The organism is Enterobacter cloacae complex sp. IR53041 (genome assembly GCF_049238285.1).
GTDB classification, from domain to species: Bacteria; Pseudomonadota; Gammaproteobacteria; order Enterobacterales; family Enterobacteriaceae; genus Enterobacter; species Enterobacter roggenkampii.
Genome location: NZ_JBMKHB010000016.1, coordinates 1 through 18,415, shown reverse-complemented (window position 1 = coordinate 18,415; position 18,415 = coordinate 1). Strand labels below are relative to the sequence as shown.

The window sequence follows — 18,415 nt, the reverse complement described above, 5'->3', positions numbered from 1 at the left end:
GCACTTTATTGTTCGGTAAGTCGCTATGTCCGGTAAACGAATTTCACGCGAAAAAGAGACCATCGCGAAAATGATCGCGCTGTATCAGAAGCAGTGTCCTCAGGCCTCTGTGGAAGAGGGGCACTATCAGGCGCTAAATGCCTATGCCGATAAGCGTCTGGATAAATGCGTTTTCGGGGAGGAAAAGCCCGCCTGTAAACAGTGTCCGGTCCACTGCTACCAGCCTGCAAAACGCGAAGAGATGAAGCAGATTATGCGCTGGGCAGGCCCGCGAATGCTCTGGCGTCACCCCATTCTGACCGTCCGCCATCTGATGGATGACCGTCGTCCCGTACCGGAACTGCCGGAAAAGTATCGTCCGAAAAAGTGACCGGTTCAGCTTCTGAGCGGGCGGCAAATCACGTTAAGGGCCAGCGCGCTGCAGAGCGGGAAGAGGGCGAGCAGCAGCCAGGGGAGCATCGCCTGCGTTGAGGGCACCAGCGCGCGATCCAGCAGGCTGCCAAACAGCAAATTTCCGGCCAGTACCGCAATGCCTCCGGCGGTGGCGAGTGCGCCGTAGTGCGCCCCCAGCGTGGACTCCTCGGCAAACCGGGGGACCAGGTCCTTAGCCGAGGGTACCAGCAGCATCTGTCCCAGCGTCAACAGCGTCACGAAACAGACCGACGGCAGCAGGCGCAGCCAGCCCTCAGGCGGTGCCGTCGGCGCAAACATTGCCACGCTTGCAAAGGCGGCGGAGAGGAATAAAAAGCCCACCGGCAGGATCCTCACCGCGCCCACGCGCCGGGCGAATCGCGCCAGCGGCAGCTGTAAAGCAACAATCAGTACAGAGGCCAGCATAAAAAGCGGGCCGAGATCTTTCTCGTTACCGCCGGCGCGCTGGATCTCTACCGGCAGCGCCAGATAGAGCTGGTTATAGCTCAAAAGCCACGAGCTATAGGCAATGATAAAGGCGACAAAGCGGGGCTGGCGGAACGTCGTCCACCAGGGAACGAGCTTCAGCGTCCGCGCGGCGTGGCGTGACGCGGGCAGGCAAAAGTAGAGAACCACCAGCGCAACGAGAAAGACGCCAGCGCCCGCCAGCGCCACCTGGCGAAAGCCCAGGCCGGTGAGCAGTGCGCCGGCAACCGGGCCCAGTACCGCACCGAGTTCCCCGCAGACCGCAAAGAGCGCGAACCACTCCGCCCGGCTTCGTTTACCTTTCGCCTCGCTGTGCGTGCCCGCTTTCGCCAGCAATGCCTCAATAGAGGGAGAAAACAGCGCGCCGCCCACCCCCGTCAGGCACGCGCCCAGAATAATCGGCCACAGCGATTCTCCAAGCGCCAGCAGCAGATACCCCGCGACGCGAATAATGCACCCGCTCAGGATAACGATTTTCGCGCCAAACCGGTCCGAGAGCGCGCCGCCGACGATAAACATCCCCTGCTGAGAGAACGTGCGCAGGCCGAGGATCAGCCCAATCAGCCCGCCGGAGAGCAGCATATCGTCGCGCAGGAATATCGCCAGGAAGGGGACAACGGCGTAAAAGCCGATGTTAAAAACAAACTGGCTACCCAGTAAAACGGGGGGCCAGAGCGTGGTGGCAGGGCGAAGGGGCATCGTTGGTCACTCGCCCCTAAACGATATAGTGAATGTGTTTTTTGCCATGGAACGGCGAGATCTCGATTTTGGTTTTGACCCGGAAGACGTCCCAGAGCAACGACTCGGACAGGATGTCCTGCGGTGTCCCCGTCGCCACAATTTGCCCTTTCTGCATCACAATCAGCGAGTCGCAGAACATCGAGGCGTGGTTGAGATCGTGGATAGCGACAATGCTGGTGACCGGTAATTCGCTGATCAACTGCATCAGCTGCATCTGATGATGAATGTCCAGGTGGTTTGTTGGTTCATCCAGCAGGATTTCCGTCGGGGTCTGGGCCAGCGCGCGGGCAATATGGACGCGCTGGCGCTCACCGCCGGAGAGGCTCAGCCACCCCTGGTCGCTTTTATCCAGCATATCCACGCGCTGCAGAGCGGCGGTGACGGTTTCGTCATCGTGCGTGCTCCAGTTGGAAAAGGCGGAGTGGTGCGGAATCCGCCCTAGTTTGACCACGTCGCGTACGCGCATGTTGGCGTCAGTCATGCCGTGCTGCTCCACGAAGGCGACCCGGCGGGCCAGCTGCTTTTTGGCAATACGAGAGATGTCCTGGCCGTCCAGCGTCACACAGCCCGCATCCGGGCGACGCAGCCCCGCGAGGATACGTAAAAGAGACGATTTACCGCAGCCGTTAGGGCCAAGCAGTCCTACCGTTTCGCCCCGGGAAACCTTCAGCGAGACGTCATTAACGATGATTTTTTTGCCGACCTTCCAGGTAATATTTTCAGCGCAGATGCTCATCACTTATTCCTTGAGCGGTAGATAATCACGGCAAAGAACGGAACGCCAACCAGCGCGGTGACCACGCCGACGGGCAGGCTTTGCGGCGCAATCAGCATGCGCGAGGCAATGTCTGCCAGCACCATCAGGATCGCGCCTGCCAGCGCGCTGGCAATCAGCAGCGTGCGGTGCAGCGGCCAGAACATGAAACGCATGACGTGCGGCACCACCAGCCCGACAAAGCCGATTGACCCCGCCATGCTGACGATGGTCGCGGTGATCAGCGCGGTGGTGGTAAAGAGCGCCAGGCGCACCCAGGGGACAGCAATGCCCAGCGACGCCGCGGCGTCATCGCCGAACGTAAAGGCATCCAGCGCCCGGGAATAGTAGAGGCACACGGCTAACCCAATCAGCACCACGACCAGCGCCAGCTGGAATTCAGGCCAGCGTACGCCGCTGAAGCTGCCCAGCAGCCAGAACATCACGTCGCGCGCCTGCTGGGCACTGGCGGAGGTGCTAATGGTGTAGGCGGTAATGGCGTTAAAAAGCTGTGAGGCGGCGACGCCTGCCAGAATCGTACGTTCATTCCCGCCGCGCGCCCCGTTCGTCAGAAACGCGACAAACGCAAACGCGGCGAACGCCCCGGCAAAGGCTCCGGCAGAGAGCGACACCGCACCGGTGCCGATCCCCAATACGACGACAGAAACCGCCCCGGTCGACGCGCCCGCGGACACGCCGAGCACGTAGGGTTCCGCCAGCGCGTTCTTCAGCAGGCTCTGCAATACGGCCCCGCAGATGGCCAGACCTGCGCCGCAGCAGGCCGCCACCAGCGCGCGGCTCAGGCGGAAGTCCCAGATCACGCTCTCATAGATGCGAGTGAGCGGAACATCGGTGAGCCCCATTTTATTGCTGATGGCGTAAAACACGTTATCCAGCGGGATGGACAGCTCGCCGACGCTGACGCTCAGCGCGATAACCAGAAATAGCAGGACAAAGGCGAGCAAACACGAGGTCGTCAGAACCAGGCTCTGCCTGGCCTGAAGGACAGCGGTGGTCATCAGTTCAGCCCCAGTTTTCTGAGCTGTTCGCCAACCTGCTCAGCCCCGTAAATCGTGCGAATTGTCGGGTTCATGGCCTGACCGTCCATCACCACGATATGGCCTTTTTTCACCGCGTCCAGCTGGCTGACGGCCGGATCGCTTTTCAGGAATTTGATTTTCTCTTCCGCGTTATCCAGCGCCCAGCGGTTGCGGTCCAGGCTGGAGACCACAATCACATCCGGATTGGCGGCAATAATGCTTTCCCAGCCCACGGTTGGCCATTCGGTCTCGGAGGTGATGGCGTTATGCCCGCCCATCAGGCTGGCGATAAACCCGGAGGGGCTATTTTTACCGCCTACGTAGGCGTCCGCAGAGGGGGATGAGCTGGAGAACCAGAAAACAAAGGAGAGATCTTTTTTGTTCTTGCCGAATTCCTTACGCAAGTCGGCCTCACGTTTTTTGAAATCGGCAATCACGGCCTGACCGCGGTCTTCAACGTTAAAGATTTTGGCGAAATCCTCAATCTCCTGATAGAGATACGTCATATCCCACAGTTTCTGGCGGCTGCCGTACATATCGCCGGTGGCTTTTTTGGTCGCACACATTCCCGGGGACACGTAGCTGTTCACGCCCAGGGTCATCAGATCGTCGCGTTTTGCGACCTTGCTTTCTGGCCCCAGCAGCAGCGGTGACTGCGCGGGGACAAAGTCGGGATTTTGCGCAAGCACGGATTCAAGGGTAGGGATTTCGACCGTCAGGGTTTTGATTTTTGCGTTCTGGTCCGCCAGCTGCGGCAGCACTTTCGTCGGCCAGAAGGCGCTGGCCTTCACCTTATCTTCCAGCCCCAGCAGGAGCAGAATTTCGACGGTATTCTGACCCAGAGCCACGACGCGTTCCGGCGCTTTAGTGAATGTCTCTTTATAGCCACAGTTTTCAATCGTCAGAGGATATGTGGTTGCCAGAGCAGAACTGACCGACGCAACCGCCAGGCCTAACGCGCAGATGACCTTCTTCATGAAACGCTACCCTTGATTAATATTATTATTGATGCAAATGAAACTCATTATTAAGGCGGAATTTTATACAGAGGAAACGATTTTGTGTCAATGAGGGACAATTGCGCAGGGTAACGAAAGGCGGTGCCAGAAAAACACCGCCGGATTGGGGGCTTAAAGCAGGCTCTCTTTATCGATCCCGAGACGCTTCATGCGCGACAGCAGGGTAGTGCGTTTTAACCCTAAACGCTGGGCGGCACCTTTTGGCCCGGCAACCACGCCGTTGGTCTCTTTGAGTACGCGCATAATGAGCTGATATTCATCTTCTCCCTCTTTCGCCGTCTCGGCGGCGGGCACGGTCACGTCAGGCAGCGTCACTTCAGGCAGGGAGAGCTGCAGCACATTGCCGCGCGTCAGCAGCACCGCACGCTCGATGACGTTTTCCAGCTCGCGCACGTTGCCGGGCCACTCCATCGATGAAAGGGTACGTAACGTCTCGGCAGGAATGCTGTCGATGTTTCGCCCCATCCGACGCGCGATCTTGGCGGTAAACGCTTTGACCAGCAGGGGAATATCTTCCGGGCGCTCGCGCAGCGGCGGCAGGAAGATCGGGAAGACGTTCAGGCGATAGTAGAGATCGCTGCGAAACTCGCGGTCGGCGACCATTTTTTTCAGGTCGCGGTTGGTGGCGGCAATCAGCCGCACGTCAGTCTGGATAAGCTTGTTGCTGCCAAGACGTTCAAACTCCTGCTCCTGCAGGACGCGCAGCAGTTTCGGCTGTAGCTCCAGCGGCATATCGCCCACTTCGTCGAGAAACAGCGAGCTCTTGTCCGCCAGCTCAAAACGGCCCAGCCGCTGGCTGCTGGCCCCGGTGAATGCACCGCGCTCGTGGCCGAACAGGTCGCTTTCCAGCAGGCCTGCGGGCATCGCCGCGCAGTTCATCTTCACCATCCGACGGCTGTTGCGGTTGCTCAGGTTGTGGATGGCCCGGGCAATCAGCTCTTTACCCGTACCGGTTTCGCCAAGGATCAGCACCGTGCTGTCGCTTTGCGCCACCATCTCAACCTGCTTGAGCACGCTGTACATGGCGTCGCTGCGCCCGATGATTTCACCAAACTCGCTGTCCACGTTGTTGAGCTGTTCGGTCAGGGCCAGGTTCTCATCCACCAGCCGCTCTTTCAGGCGGTGGATCTCCTGATAGGCGAGGGCGTTATCCAGCGCGATGGAGATACGCTCGGCGATCTGGCGCAGCAGCTTCAGGTTGGCGGTGGTAAACACGGCTTCATCACACTGCGCCAGCTTCAGCACCCCCAGCATGGTGTTGCCGGACATCAGGGGAAGCAGGCACAGGGTCTGAATCTTGTTGCCCCAGGTGTTAAACAGCATCCGCTCGTACGGTGCCACCGGGTCCTGCTCGCTCAGGTTGAGCAGCAGGATCTCTTTGCTTTTAAATACCCGTTCAGACAGGGTGCCCGCTTCGTCCACTTCGCTCTGCTCGTGCGCCGGGTTGGCTTCATCCAGATAATGCGTGGAGTAGATGTTCAGCTTGCCCTTGCGATGGCCGCGCAGCGCGATGCTGATGGCATCGATTTTGAAATAGTGGTGGATCTCCTTCGAGACTTCGCTGACCAGCTCGTCCATATCAAGGCGCGACAGCACGGCGTTGGTGATGGCAACCAGAATGCGGAAGTTGTCGCGCTCGCGGCTCAGCAGGTCGTAATCCACGTTATTGGTCACGCGGGTTTGGATCTGCTCCGCGACGACGGCCACAATCTGGGTAAAGGTGTGCAGACGCTCGTATTCCGCCTCGCTCCAGGGCTGGTCGGTCGTGCGAATAAACTCGCAGCCACCAAAAATATGTCCCTCTGCCGCGAGCGGCAGCATGCTGTAGTGGCCGAACGGCTGGTAGAGGTTGCTCTCCGCGAGCCGCGGCCACGCCGTGCGGAACTCCTCAAAGTTGCAGTGCAGCGCTTCCGGACGGGAGAGAATACGGCGCACCGGGCCATGCGCGAGATACGTTTCGTCTTCGTACTCAAACGTTTTGCCATTATCGCGCGTTGAGTAGTAGCTCGCGCGGTGCGTTCCGCTATGCCACAGTACAATCGCCGCGCTGTCGGCCAGCGCTGATTGCCTGACCAGCCGCGTCAGGGCATCGCTTAGCGCGCCGAGATCGGGCTGCTGTAAAAGTGTGCGCGTGATATCAAACAGGCCCTGCTGTCCAAGATCGCTCATCGGTGTATACGGCATTATTGCTTTCCAATAGAAACTGGCAAAAAAGAGACATTCAGTGCTGACCGCTTATGGCGCGGCTCTAGCAAATTCGGGGTAACGGTTCCGCGTGCGGCAGGTCCAGCGTGCGCTTCACGCCGTAAAGTCCGGTCAGGCGCACCCCCTTGCGCTCGACCACTTCGCCTATGATGGCGGCCTCTTTCCCTAATGGATGCGCGCGCAGCTCAGCAAGAACGGCTTCTGCCGCCGCGCGTTCCACGCCGATCACCAGCTTGCCTTCGTTAGCAAAGTTCAGTGGGTCAAGTCCCAATAGTTCGCACAGCCCCCGCACGGCAGCTTTTACAGGCAGGCCACGCTCGGTCAGTTCAATCCCGCACCCGCTGCTTGCGGCGAATTCGTGAACCACGGCATTCACCCCGCCACGGGTGGCATCACGCAAGGCCTTCACGCCGGGAATAGCACACAGCGTCTGAATCAGCGGGGTGAGCACCGCGCAGTCGCTGCGCAGTTCACCGTCCAGCCCTAAGCCTTCGCGCAGGTTAAGGATAGTCGCTCCGTGGCAGCCCAGCGTGCCGGTTACCAGCAGCACGTCGCCCGCGCTAAGCCGCTGTGCGCCCCAGTGAATGTTGGCGGGGATAGCCCCCATTCCGGCGGTGTTGATAAACAGCTTATCGGCCGCACCGCGCTGGACCACTTTGGTGTCCCCGGTGACGATAGCGATACCCGCCTCGCGCGCGGTGTGTGCCATGCTGTTCACCACCGCCGAGAGCGTCTCCATCGGCAGACCCTCTTCAAGGATGAATCCGCATGAGAGGTAGCGGGGAATGGCGCCGCTGACGGCCACGTCGTTGGCCGTGCCGCAGACGGCGAGCTTGCCGATATCGCCGCCGGGAAAGAACAGCGGATCGATGACGTAGCTGTCGGTGGAGAAGGCCAGCCGGTCGCCCTGGGCGGTGAGGGTGGCGAGGTCAATGCGCGCGTGGTCTTCCTGCTCGGCGAGCCAGGGGTTGTTAAAGGCCTCCATGAACAGCCGGTTAATCAGCTGCTGCATCGCCTGTCCACCGCTTCCGTGCGCCATTTCCACCGTGTTCATGCTTCACACTCCTGGTTGCGATATTGATACCACGCGGCGCATGCCCCTTCGGAGGAGACCATCAGCGCGCCAAACGCCGTTTGCGGGTTACAGGTTTTGCCAAATAACGGGCACTGATGCGGTTTGCATTTGCCGGTGAGCACCTCGCCACAGCGGGCCCGGGGATCGTCGCAAACCTGCTGCGGCTGCGGGCGGAAATGCGCTTCGGCATCGAACGCGCGATAGGCTGGCGTCAGGCGCACGCCGGATTCGGCAATCAGCCCCAGTCCTCGCCACTCGCTGTCGCCTTCGACGCTGAACACCTCCGCAATGGCACGCTGAGCCCGTTCATTGCCGGCATCCGGCACCACGCGGCGGTACTGGTTTTCGATCGCGCTCAGGGCCGCTATTTTCTGCTCAACCAGCATGGTGACACCTTGCAGTAGATCAAGTGGTTCGAAACCAGCGACCACTAACGGACGATTGTACTGTTCAGCGATAAAACCGTAGGCGTCTGTGCCAATCACCATGCTGACGTGGCCCGGTGCCAGAAAGGCGTCAATGCCATTGCCTGGCGCTTCCAGCAGGCTGCGCAGGGTGGGGATAAGCGTAATGTGCTGGCAGAAGAAGAAAAAGTTATCGACGCCGCGCGCTTTCGCCTGCTGCAGCGTGATGGCCGTCGCGGGCATGGTGGTTTCAAACCCCAGGCCAAAAAATACCACCTTGCGCGCGGGGTTATCCGCTGCCAGCGTCAGGGCATCCATCGGCGAATAGACGATCCGGATGTCCGCCCCGCGCGCTTTCGCCTGCAGCAGCGAGCCGTTTTTCCCCGGCACGCGCATCGCGTCGCCAAAGGTGCAGAATATGACGTCGGGCCGGCTGGCAATCTCGATACAGCTGTCGATGCGTCCCATTGGCAGCACGCAGACCGGGCAGCCGGGGCCGTGGATAAACTCAATGTTCTCCGGCAGCAGCTGGTCGAGGCCAAATTTAAAGATCGCGTGCGTGTGCCCGCCGCACACCTCCATGATCCGCAGCGGCCTTTCTTTGGTGTAGTCCAGCAGCGCCGCGCGCGTTTTGAGGTGTCCGATAAGCTGCAGCACCTGCTCCGGCGCGCGGTATTCATCAACGTAACGCATGATTACCGCTCCTCGCCGTACAGCAGCGCGCCGACGTCCGGCTCCACGTCGAACATGTTTTGCAACGCATCCAGCGTGTCGCGGGCTTCCGCTTCGTTAATCACGCTCATGGCAAACCCCACGTGGACCAGCACCCACTGGCCGAGACGCGACGCGCCCGTTTCATCGGTGCTGCCCACCAGCGTCAGGTCTACATCACGCAGGATGCCGCAAACCTCGACTTTGGCCTGATTACCGTTGAGGGAATGGATTTGTCCCGGTACGCCTATGCACATCGTTCGTTCTCCAGCCAGCGTAACCAGCCGTCCATGCCGTCGCCGCGCGTGGCGGAGACCAGCAGGATCTCAATCTCCGGGTTCACTTCGCGGGCATACGCCAGGCACTTATCCACGTCGAAATTCAGGTACGGCAGCAGGTCGACTTTGTTCAGCAGCATCAGGGATGCCGCGGCGAACATGTGGGGGTATTTCAGCGGCTTGTCTTCGCCCTCGGTCACCGAAAGCACTGCCACCTTGTGTCGTTCACCCAGATCGAAGCTCGCCGGGCAGACCAGGTTGCCGACGTTTTCAATAAACAGGATGCCGTTATCCGCCAGCGGCAGGCGCGGGGCGGCGTCGGCAATCATCTGCGCATCCAGGTGGCAGCCTTTGCCGGTGTTAACCTGAATTGCCGGGGTGCCGGTTTCGCGGATGCGCGCCGCGTCGTTTACCGTTTGCTGGTCGCCCTCGATCACCGCGCAGGAGACGCGCCCGTTGAGGCGTTTGAGCGTTTCGGTCAGCAGCGTGGTTTTGCCGGAACCGGGGCTGGAGACCAGGTTCAGCGCCAGCTGTTTGCGGACGGCGAAGCGGGCGCGGTTGCGGGCGGCGATCTGGTTATTTTTGTCCAGCACGTTGATTTCCACGTCCAGCATCTGGCGCTGGCTCATGCCCGGCGCGTGGGTACCCGCTTCGCCGTGGCCGTAATGTAGGTCGCCCGCGTCGGAACGCTGCGGCGCAAAGGTAATGCCGGTCAGGGCTGCCGCAGGGCGCGGGGCAGGGGAAAAGGGCGCGGAGCGAAACGCGGAGTGGGGACGGTGCTCATCCCCTTCTATATACAGGTTGCCTTCGGCGCAACCGCAGGTACTACACATACTTTACTCCTTCTCGATTTCGAGGCGTTGGATCTGCATGCCGTCATCCGCCACGATGCGCAGCCCGGTGCTCTGACACTGCGGACAGCGCTGTACCTTTGATGAGAGCAGGGTGACGTACTGCTGACACTGTTCGCACCAGCACTCCGCCTGCTGCTCCTCAATATGCAGTTCGCAGCCTTCCGCCAGCGTGCCGCGGCACACCAGCTCAAAACAGAAGGTCAGGGCGCTGGTCTCGACGCAGGAAAACGCCCCGACCTTCAGCCAGACGCCGGTGACGCGTTTCGCGTGGTTTCGCACAGCCTGCTGTTCGATAAGTTCCAGAGCCCGCTGGCAGAGGGTGATTTCGTGCATGACGCCTCCTCAATGAATTGCCCCGGTAATGCAATAACAGTGCCAGCTTGATTTTTGTTAAGGCGTGTCGATGTCACCGCTGTCGAAATGACACGTCGACACCGCGATATTGACAGCGAATTTTTAACTAAATCCATTGAAAATCATAAGCATAAAAACTGGCATGGAATCTGCTTAACAGCCGCTATCTCCATTAAACGGATAACTTTTATGACTATTTGGGAAATCAGCGAAAAAGCGGAATACATCGCGCAGCGTCATCAGCAGTTACAGGACCAGTGGCACCTTTACTGCAACTCTCTGGTTCAGGGCATTACCTTGTCGAAAGCGCGTCTTCACCACGCGATGAGCTGTGCGGCGCAGGGCGATATGCGCTTTGTCCTCTTCGGCCATTTCATCATCAATGTCACCCTGGCGGATAACTTCAACAGCCACACCATCGAGTACCACCTCGAGACAAAAGACGGTGAAAAACAGTGTATTGCAAAGGCGCAGCTGATGGCTGACGGCATGGTGGACGGCCACGTCAGCAACCGCGATCGCCAGCAGGTACTGGAGCACTATCTGGAAAAAATCGCCCCGGTTTATAACGGCCTGTACACCGCCGTTGAACACGATCTCCCGGTCAACCTGAAGCAGCTGATGGACGGAAATACCTCAGCGAACGTGGCCTGACCCCCCGTGTGTCGAGAAGTGTCGACAAGACAGTTTTTCGTCAAAAATGACTATCACCAGAGGATAACCCGGTGAACCGTTTTGTAATTGCTGACTCGACGGTCTGTATTGGCTGTCGAACCTGTGAGGCGGCGTGTTCGGAAACGCATCGCCTGCATGGGCTACAGTCCATGCCGCGCCTGCACGTCATGCGTAATGAAAAAGAGTCTGCCCCGCAGCTCTGCCATCACTGTGAAGATGCCCCCTGCGCGGGTGTCTGTCCCGTGAACGCCATCACCCGCGTGGATGGCGCAGTCCAGCTGAACGAAAGCCTGTGCGTAAGCTGCAAGCTGTGCGGCATTGCCTGCCCGTTCGGTGCGATTGAATTCTCCGGCAGCCGCCCGCTGCATATTCCGGCCAATGCCAACTCGCCTAAAGCCCCGCCCGCGCCTCCGGCGCCTGCACGCGTTAGCACGCTGCTGGACTGGGTGCCCGGCATCCGCGCCGTGGCGGTGAAGTGCGACCTGTGCAGCTTCGATGAACAGGGCCCGGCCTGCGTGCGCACCTGTCCAACCAAAGCGCTGATTCTGGTGAACATTCGCGACATCGCCCGCACCAGCAAGCGCAAGCGCGAGCTGACCATTAATACCGACGTCGGCGATCTTTCGCTTCTGCAGGCGCTCAACGAGGGGGTGAAATGAACGCGATTACGATGATTACCAGCGCCGTGGCGTACTTTGCCGCCGCCGCCGTGCTGGCGTGGCTTCTGTCATTCCATAAAACCCTGAGCGGCTGGATCGCCGGGATCGGCGGGGCGGTCGGCAGCCTGATGACGCTGGCGGCGGGTGGGGTTGTCCTGCTCGGCGGGCAGTCCGCAGAGGCCGTGATGCCGCTGATTCGCCACACCGTTGCGATTACGCCGCTGAACGCCATCTGGCTGGTGACCTTTGGCCTGTGCGGGCTGTTTATCAGCCTGTTCAATATCGACTGGCACCGCCATCCGCACGCCAAAGCCAACGGCCTGCTGGTGAACCTGCTGATGGCGACGGCGGTGTGCACCGTGATCGCCAGCAACCTCGGCGCGCTGGTGGTGATGGCGGAGATTATGGCGCTGTGCGGCGTGTTCCTGACCGGCTGCAGTGCCTCCGGGAAAGTGTGGTTTGCGCTGGGACGCCTCGGGACGCTGCTGCTGGCGCTGGCCTGCTGGCGGGTGTGGCAGCGTTTCGGCACGCTGGAGTTCGCTGCGCTTAACGGGCATCCGCTGGGCAATGACGTCTGGCTGCTGGGCGTGATCGGCTTTGGCCTGCTGGCCGGGATTATCCCGCTGCACGGCTGGGTGCCGCAGGCGCATGCGAATGCCTCCGCGCCCGCTGCCGCGCTGTTTTCTGTGGTGGTGATGAAGGTCGGTCTGTTCGGGATTCTGGCGATGACGCTGACCGGCGGCCAGCCGCCGCTGTGGTGGGGCGTGGTGCTGCTGATTGCGGGCATGATCACCGCCTTCATCGGCGGCCTGTACGCGCTGATGGAGCACAATATCCAGCGTCTTCTGGCGTACCACACGCTGGAGAATATCGGCATCATCCTGCTCGGCATGGGCGCGGGGGTGACCGGGCTGGCGCTTAATCAACCGGCGCTGATTGCCGCCGGCTTTATCGGCGGTTTGTATCACCTGATCAACCACAGCCTGTTTAAAAGCACCCTGTTCCTCGGGGCGGGCAGCGTCTGGTTCCGCACCGGCCATCGGGATATCGAAAAGCTCGGTGGGATTGGCAAAAAAATGCCGGTGATTTCGCTGGCGATGCTGGTCGGGCTGATGGCGATGGCCGCGCTGCCGCCGCTGAACGGCTTTGCCGGGGAGTGGGTGATCTATCAGTCCTTCTTCGCCCTCGGTCAGAGCGAGGCGTTTATCGCCCGCCTGCTGGGGCCGCTGCTGGCGGTCGGGCTGGCGATTACCGGGGCGCTGGCCGTGATGTGCATGGCGAAAGTCTATGGCGTGACCTTCCTCGGCGCGCCGCGCACCCGCGAAGCGAAAAACGCCTGCTGCGCACCGTTGTTGATGGGGGTGAGCGTGGTCGCGCTGGCGCTGTGCTGCATTGCGGGCGGGGTTGCCGCGCCGTGGCTGCTGCCGCTGCTGGGCCACGCCATTCCGCTGCCGCTTGAGACGGCGCACACCGTCGTTTCCCAGCCGATGATTGCGCTGCTGCTGATTGCCGCGCCGCTGCTGCCGTTCGTGCTGATGCTGTTCTTCAAACGCGACCGGCTCACCTCCCGCTCGCGCGGTGCCGCGTGGGCCTGCGGCTACGAACACGAACAGTCGATGGTCATCACCGCCCACGGTTTCGCTATGCCGGTGAAAGAGAACTTTGCCGCCGTGCTGAAGCTGCGCCACTGGCTGAACCCGGTGGGCTGGGTACCCGGCTGGCAGAACGCTGCCGCGCCCGCGCTGTTCCGCCGTCTGGCGTTGATCGAGCTGGCGGTGCTGGTAGTGATTGTGATTTCACGAGGAGCCTGACATGAGTCTGTTACTGGCAATTCTTCAGGCGCTGGTGCTGTTCGCCGCCGCGCCGCTGCTGTCGGGCATCACGCGCGTGGCGCGTGCCCGGATGCACAACCGTCGCGGGCCTGGCGTACTGCAGGAGTACCGCGATCTCTTCAAGCTGCTTTCTCGCCAGAGCGTGGCCCCGGATGCCGCAGGCTGGGTCTTCCGCCTGACGCCGTTTGTGATGGTGGGCGTGATGCTCACCGTCGCCACCGCGCTGCCGGTGGTGACGGTGGCTTCGCCCCTGCCCGTGCTTGGCGATCTGATTACCCTTATCTACCTCTTCGCCATCGCCCGCTTCTTCTTTGCGATTGCGGGCCTGGACACCGGTAGCCCGTTTACCGGCATCGGTGCCAGCCGCGAGGCAATGCTCGGCGTGCTGGTTGAGCCGATCCTGCTGCTGGGGCTGTGGGTCGCCGCGCAGGTTGCGGGTTCCACGCACATCAGCTTTATCACCGACACCGTTTACCACTGGCCAGTTGCCCGCTCCCTTCCGCTGGTGCTGGCGCTGTGCGCCTGCGCGTTCGCCACGTTTATCGAGATGGGCAAGCTGCCGTTCGATCTGGCTGAAGCCGAGCAGGAGCTGCAGGAAGGGCCGCTCACCGAATACAGCGGCTACGGCTTTGCGGTGCTGAAGTGGGGCATCAGCCTCAAACAGCTGGTGGTGCTGCAGATGTTTGTTGGCGTCTTCTTCCCGTGGGGGCAGATGACGCACTTCTCCGCGGGTGGACTGCTGCTGGCCGTCGTGGTTGCCGCCCTCAAGCTGCTGGTCGGCGTGCTGGTGATTGCCCTGTTCGAAAACAGCATGGCGCGCCTGCGTTTTGTGGAAACGTCCCGCATCACCTGGGCCGGGTTTGGTTTTGCATTTTTAGCGTTCGTCTCCTTGCTGGTGGCGTGATTAAAGAGAGTATTTATGTCTGAAGAAAAGAAAGGTCAGCAGTATCTCGCCGCGTTGCATCAGGCTTTCCCGGGCGTGGTGCTGGAGGAGTCCTGGCAAACCAAAGACCAGATCACCGTCACCATTAAGGTGAACTATCTGCCGGAAGTGGTGGAGTTTCTCTACTACCAGCAGGGCGGCTGGCTGTCGGTGCTGTTCGGTAACGACGAGCGCCAGCTGTGCGGCAGTTACGCGGTGTACTACGTGATGTCGATGGAGCAGGGCGAGAAGTGCTGGATCACCGTGCGCGTCGAGGTCGACCCGAATAAACCGGAATACCCGTCCGTCACGCCGCGCGTGCCCGCCGCCGTCTGGGGCGAGCGTGAAGTGCGCGATATGTATGGCCTGGTGCCGGTTGGCCTGCCGGACGAGCGCCGTCTGGTGCTGCCGGACGACTGGCCGGACGAACTCTATCCGCTGCGCAAAGACAGCATGGACTACCGCCAGCGCCCGGCGCCGACTACCGACAGCGAAACCTACGAGTTCATCAACGAGCTGGGCAGCAAGAAGAATAACGTGGTGCCGATCGGCCCGCTGCACGTCACCTCTGACGAACCGGGCCACTTCCGCCTGTTCGTTGACGGTGAAAACATTATCGACGCCGACTACCGCCTGTTCTACGTCCACCGCGGCATGGAGAAGCTGGCGGAGACCCGCATGGGCTACAACGAAGTGACGTTTCTTTCTGACCGCGTGTGCGGCATCTGCGGCTTCGCCCACAGCACCGCCTACACCACCTCGGTAGAGAACGGCATGGGGATCGTGGTGCCGGAACGCGCGCAGATGATCCGCGCCATCCTGCTGGAGGTGGAGCGCCTGCACTCGCACCTGCTGAACCTCGGCCTGGCCTGCCACTTCGTCGGCTTTGACTCCGGGTTTATGCAGTTCTTCCGCGTGCGTGAGGCGTCGATGAAGATGGCGGAGATCCTCACCGGGGCGCGCAAAACTTACGGTCTGAACCTGATCGGCGGGATCCGCCGCGACCTGCTGAAAAACGACATGATCCAGACCCGCCTGCTGGCGCAGCAGATGCGTCGCGACGTGCAGGAGCTGGTGGATATGCTGCTCAGCACCCCCAACATCGAGCAGCGCACCGTGGGCATCGGCCGTCTTGACCCGGAAATCGCCCGCGACTTCAGCAACGTCGGCCCGATGGTGCGCGCCAGCGGCCACGCCCGCGACACCCGCGCCGATCACCCGTTCGTCGGCTATGGCCTGCTGCCGATGACCGTGCACAGCGAGCAGGGCTGCGACGTCATTTCCCGTCTGAAGGTGCGCATCAACGAGGTGTTCACCGCGCTGAACATGATCGACTTCGGTCTGGACAACCTGCCGGGCGGCCCGCTGATGGTGGAGGGCTTCACCTACATTCCAAACCGCTTTGCCCTCGGCTTTGCCGAAGCGCCGCGCGGGGACGACATCCACTGGAGCATGACCGGCGACAACCAGAAGCTCTACCGCTGGCGCTGCCGTGCGGCGACCTACGCCAACTGGCCAACCCTGCGCTATATGCTGCGCGGCAACACGGTCTCCGACGCGCCGCTGATCATCGGCAGTCTCGACCCGTGCTACTCCTGCACCGACCGCATGACCGTCGTGGACGTGCGCAAGAAGAAAAGCCAGGTGGTGCCGTACAAAGAGCTTGAGCGCTACAGCATCGAGCGTAAGAACTCGCCGCTGAAATAAGGATTCGTCATGTTTACCTTTATCAAAAAAGTGATCAAAACCGGCACGCAGACCAGCCGCTATCCGCTGGAGCCGATGCCGGTCGACAAAAACTTTCGCGGCAAGCCGGAGCACAACCCGCAGCAGTGCATCGGCTGCGCGGCCTGCGTCAACGCCTGTCCGTCGAATGCCCTGACGGTGGAAACGGATCTCAAAACCGGCGAGCTGGCCTGGCAGTTTAACCTTGGACGCTGCATCTTCTGCGGCCGCTGCGAGGAGGTCTGCCCGACGGTTGCCATCCGCCTGTCGCAGGAGTACGAGCTGGCGGTGTGGAAGAAAGAGGATTTCCTGCAGCAGTCGCGCTTTGACCTGTGCCGCTGCCGCGTCTGCGAGCGCCCGTTCGCCGTGCAAAAAGAGATCGACTACGCCATCGCGCTGCTGCAGCACAACGGCGACGCGCGCGCGGAACATCACCGTGAAAGCTTTGAAACCTGTCCGGCGTGCAAGCGACAGAAGTGCCTGCTGCCGTCCGACCGCATTGATATCACCCGCCACATGAGAGAGGCCAGCTGATGGAAAACCTACTGGGCCCGCGCGACGCAAACGGCATTCCGGTGCCGATGACGGTGGATGAATCCATCGCCAGCATGAAGGCGTCGCTGCTGAAAAAAATCAAACGCTCGGCCTACGTCTACCGCGTGGACTGCGGCGGCTGCAACGGCTGCGAGATTGAGATCTTCGCTACGCTGTCGCCGCTGTTTGACGCGGAGCGCTTCGGCATCAAGGTGGTGCCGTCCCCGCGTCATGCGGACATCCTGCTGTTCACCGGGGCCGTCACCCGCGCCATGCGCTCGCCCGCGCTGCGCGCCTGGCAGTCCGCGCCGGATCCGAAAATCTGCATCTCGTACGGCGCCTGCGGCAACAGCGGCGGCATCTTCCATGACCTCTACTGCGTCTGGGGCGGCACCGACAAAATCGTGCCGGTGGACGTCTACATTCCGGGCTGCCCGCCGACGCCCGCTGCGACGCTGTACGGCTTCGCGATGGCGCTCGGCCTGCTGGAGCAGAAAATCCACGCTCGCGAGCCGGGCGAACTCGACAACCAGCCGGCCGCCATTCTGCACCCGGACATGGTGCAGCCGCTGCGGGTGAAGGTTGACCGCACGGCGCGCAGGCTGGCGGGGTACCGCTACGGGCGCCAGATTGCCGATGACTATCTGCGCCTGCTGAGCCAGGGTGACCACCAGGTCGCACGCTGGCTGGAGGCGGAAAACGATCCGCGCCTCAATGAGATTGTGGCGAACCTGAACAGCATCGTCGACGAGGCGCGTATCCGATGAGTGAAACGGTGGTGTTCAGCCAGCTGAGCCGTAAGTTTATTGATGAGAACGATGCCACGCCGGATGCGGCGCAGCAGGTGGTCTATTACAGCCTGGCGATTGGGCATCACCTCGGGGTGATTGACTGCCTGGAGGCCGCGCTGAGCTGTCCGTGGCCGGAATACCTGGCGTGGATTGCCACGCTGGAGGAGGGCAGTACGGCGCGGCGCAAAATGGAAGGCGTGCCGAAGTACGGTGAGATCGTGATCGATGTGAACCACATTGCCATGCTCGCCAACGCCTTTGACGCGGCGCTCGGCAGACAAACCCCGGAGCAGCAGGCGTGGAGCAAAACGCTGCTCGGCATGCTGCATGATATTCATCAGGAGAGCGCCATCTACCTGATGGTGAGGAGATTACGTGACTGACGTTTTACTGTGTGTCGGCAACAGCATGATGGGCGATGACGGCGCGGGTCCGCTGCTCGCAGAGATGTGTGCCGCCAACCCGCAGGGCGACTGGGTGGTGATTGACGGCGGCAGCGCGCCGGAAAACGACGTGGTGGCCATCCGCGAGCTGCGCCCGGACAGGCTGTTAATCGTCGATGCCACCGATATGGGGTTCAACCCCGGCGAGATCCGCCTGATTGACCCGGACGACATCGCCGAGATGTTTATGATGACCACCCACAATATGCCGCTGAACTACCTCGTGGATCAGATCAAAGGTGACGTGGGCGAGGTGCTGTTTTTGGGCATTCAGCCGGATATTGTCGGGTTTTATTACCCGATGACGCCGCCGGTGAAAGAGGCGGTGGACGTGGTGTATTCACGGCTAGCGGGATGGGTTGGGAACGGAGGGTTTTCTCAGCTCTGAGCAGCGCCCGGTGGCGCTACGGTATGAACCGGAAACATGGGTAACACTTTAGACCGGATACATGGGTAACAGTTATAACTGGCATAGAAGAGGAGACTCGCTATGCCCTGGACT

Annotated in this window: 20 protein-coding genes; 10 read left to right on the top strand and 10 right to left on the bottom strand. The window is 61.0% G+C overall.

Annotation, left to right across the window (positions count from 1 at the left end; translation table 11 throughout):
- Positions 1 to 25 precede the first annotated feature (25 nt).
- Positions 26 to 370 (top strand): nitrous oxide-stimulated promoter family protein, encoded by a 345-nt coding sequence (locus ACOTXF_RS12915; protein ID WP_008499590.1) that lies wholly within the window; start codon positions 26 to 28, stop codon positions 368 to 370.
- A gap of 5 nt (positions 371 to 375) precedes the next feature.
- Here the strand turns inward: ACOTXF_RS12915 and ACOTXF_RS12910 are convergent, their stop codons facing one another.
- The 10 genes from ACOTXF_RS12910 to hypA form a co-directional block, all read right to left on the bottom strand.
- A complete protein-coding gene (locus tag ACOTXF_RS12910; protein ID WP_008499589.1) occupies positions 376 to 1,596 on the bottom strand; it encodes an MDR family MFS transporter in 1,221 nt (406 codons plus the stop codon).
- 16 nt (positions 1,597 to 1,612) lie between these two features.
- Positions 1,613 to 2,374: an ABC transporter ATP-binding protein gene (locus ACOTXF_RS12905; protein WP_048962684.1), complete on the bottom strand. Its 762-nt coding sequence runs from the start codon at positions 2,372 to 2,374 to the stop codon at positions 1,613 to 1,615.
- A complete protein-coding gene (locus tag ACOTXF_RS12900) occupies positions 2,374 to 3,411 on the bottom strand; it encodes a FecCD family ABC transporter permease (RefSeq protein ID WP_232926950.1) in 1,038 nt (345 codons plus the stop codon). The genes ACOTXF_RS12905 and ACOTXF_RS12900 overlap by 1 nt, the downstream gene beginning before the upstream one ends.
- Positions 3,411 to 4,409, bottom strand: a complete 999-nt coding sequence (locus tag ACOTXF_RS12895; protein WP_048962686.1) for an ABC transporter substrate-binding protein — start codon at positions 4,407 to 4,409, stop codon at positions 3,411 to 3,413. Before ACOTXF_RS12895 ends, ACOTXF_RS12900 begins: the two co-directional genes overlap by 1 nt.
- A gap of 153 nt (positions 4,410 to 4,562) precedes the next feature.
- Positions 4,563 to 6,635: a formate hydrogenlyase transcriptional activator FlhA gene (gene flhA, locus ACOTXF_RS12890; protein WP_048962687.1), complete on the bottom strand. Its 2,073-nt coding sequence runs from the start codon at positions 6,633 to 6,635 to the stop codon at positions 4,563 to 4,565.
- Between the two features lie 64 nt (positions 6,636 to 6,699).
- A complete protein-coding gene (hypE, locus tag ACOTXF_RS12885) occupies positions 6,700 to 7,710 on the bottom strand; it encodes a hydrogenase expression/formation protein HypE (RefSeq protein ID WP_047747513.1) in 1,011 nt (336 codons plus the stop codon).
- Complete coding sequence (gene hypD / locus ACOTXF_RS12880; protein ID WP_234115321.1) at positions 7,707 to 8,828, bottom strand: hydrogenase formation protein HypD; 1,122 nt, start codon at positions 8,826 to 8,828, stop codon at positions 7,707 to 7,709. Before hypD ends, hypE begins: the two co-directional genes overlap by 4 nt.
- Before the next feature lie 2 nt (positions 8,829 to 8,830).
- On the bottom strand, positions 8,831 to 9,103 hold the full coding sequence (locus ACOTXF_RS12875) for a HypC/HybG/HupF family hydrogenase formation chaperone (RefSeq protein WP_008499582.1): 273 nt from the start codon (positions 9,101 to 9,103) through the stop codon (positions 8,831 to 8,833).
- Positions 9,094 to 9,957, bottom strand: coding sequence for a hydrogenase nickel incorporation protein HypB (gene hypB / locus ACOTXF_RS12870; RefSeq protein ID WP_047747512.1), 864 nt, complete (start codon positions 9,955 to 9,957; stop codon positions 9,094 to 9,096). Before hypB ends, ACOTXF_RS12875 begins: the two co-directional genes overlap by 10 nt.
- 3 nt (positions 9,958 to 9,960) lie before the next feature.
- Entirely contained in the window at positions 9,961 to 10,311 is a 351-nt protein-coding gene (gene hypA, locus ACOTXF_RS12865) for a hydrogenase maturation nickel metallochaperone HypA (protein WP_047747511.1), read from the bottom strand.
- A gap of 210 nt (positions 10,312 to 10,521) precedes the next feature.
- On the opposite strand from hypA, the gene hycA reads away from it, so the two are divergent.
- From hycA to hycI, 9 genes are all read left to right on the top strand, one after another.
- On the top strand, positions 10,522 to 10,986 hold the full coding sequence (hycA, locus tag ACOTXF_RS12860; protein ID WP_023294428.1) for a formate hydrogenlyase regulator HycA: 465 nt from the start codon (positions 10,522 to 10,524) through the stop codon (positions 10,984 to 10,986).
- 71 nt (positions 10,987 to 11,057) lie between these two features.
- The gene (locus ACOTXF_RS12855) at positions 11,058 to 11,666 is read left to right on the top strand and encodes a 4Fe-4S dicluster domain-containing protein (protein ID WP_023294427.1); all 609 of its coding nucleotides are present in this window, start codon (positions 11,058 to 11,060) and stop codon (positions 11,664 to 11,666) included.
- Entirely contained in the window at positions 11,663 to 13,477 is a 1,815-nt protein-coding gene (gene hycC, locus ACOTXF_RS12850; protein ID WP_048962691.1) for a formate hydrogenlyase subunit 3, read from the top strand. Before ACOTXF_RS12855 ends, hycC begins: the two co-directional genes overlap by 4 nt.
- Position 13,478: 1 nt before the next feature.
- Positions 13,479 to 14,402 carry a respiratory chain complex I subunit 1 family protein gene (locus ACOTXF_RS12845; RefSeq protein ID WP_023294425.1) on the top strand — a complete coding sequence of 308 codons (924 nt, stop codon included), beginning with the start codon at positions 13,479 to 13,481 and terminating at the stop codon, positions 14,400 to 14,402.
- Between the two features lie 15 nt (positions 14,403 to 14,417).
- The gene (gene hycE / locus ACOTXF_RS12840) at positions 14,418 to 16,127 is read left to right on the top strand and encodes a formate hydrogenlyase subunit HycE (RefSeq protein WP_045336543.1); all 1,710 of its coding nucleotides are present in this window, start codon (positions 14,418 to 14,420) and stop codon (positions 16,125 to 16,127) included.
- A 9-nt stretch (positions 16,128 to 16,136) separates the two neighbouring features.
- Positions 16,137 to 16,679 (top strand): formate hydrogenlyase complex iron-sulfur subunit, encoded by a 543-nt coding sequence (locus ACOTXF_RS12835; RefSeq protein WP_032675404.1) that lies wholly within the window; start codon positions 16,137 to 16,139, stop codon positions 16,677 to 16,679.
- Positions 16,679 to 17,446, top strand: a complete 768-nt coding sequence (locus ACOTXF_RS12830) for an NADH-quinone oxidoreductase subunit B family protein (RefSeq protein ID WP_021241938.1) — start codon at positions 16,679 to 16,681, stop codon at positions 17,444 to 17,446. Before ACOTXF_RS12835 ends, ACOTXF_RS12830 begins: the two co-directional genes overlap by 1 nt.
- Positions 17,443 to 17,853: a formate hydrogenlyase maturation HycH family protein gene (locus tag ACOTXF_RS12825; protein ID WP_008499571.1), complete on the top strand. Its 411-nt coding sequence runs from the start codon at positions 17,443 to 17,445 to the stop codon at positions 17,851 to 17,853. Before ACOTXF_RS12830 ends, ACOTXF_RS12825 begins: the two co-directional genes overlap by 4 nt.
- Positions 17,846 to 18,301, top strand: coding sequence for a hydrogenase maturation peptidase HycI (gene hycI, locus ACOTXF_RS12820; protein ID WP_316937173.1), 456 nt, complete (start codon positions 17,846 to 17,848; stop codon positions 18,299 to 18,301). Before ACOTXF_RS12825 ends, hycI begins: the two co-directional genes overlap by 8 nt.
- Positions 18,302 to 18,415 lie beyond the last annotated feature (114 nt).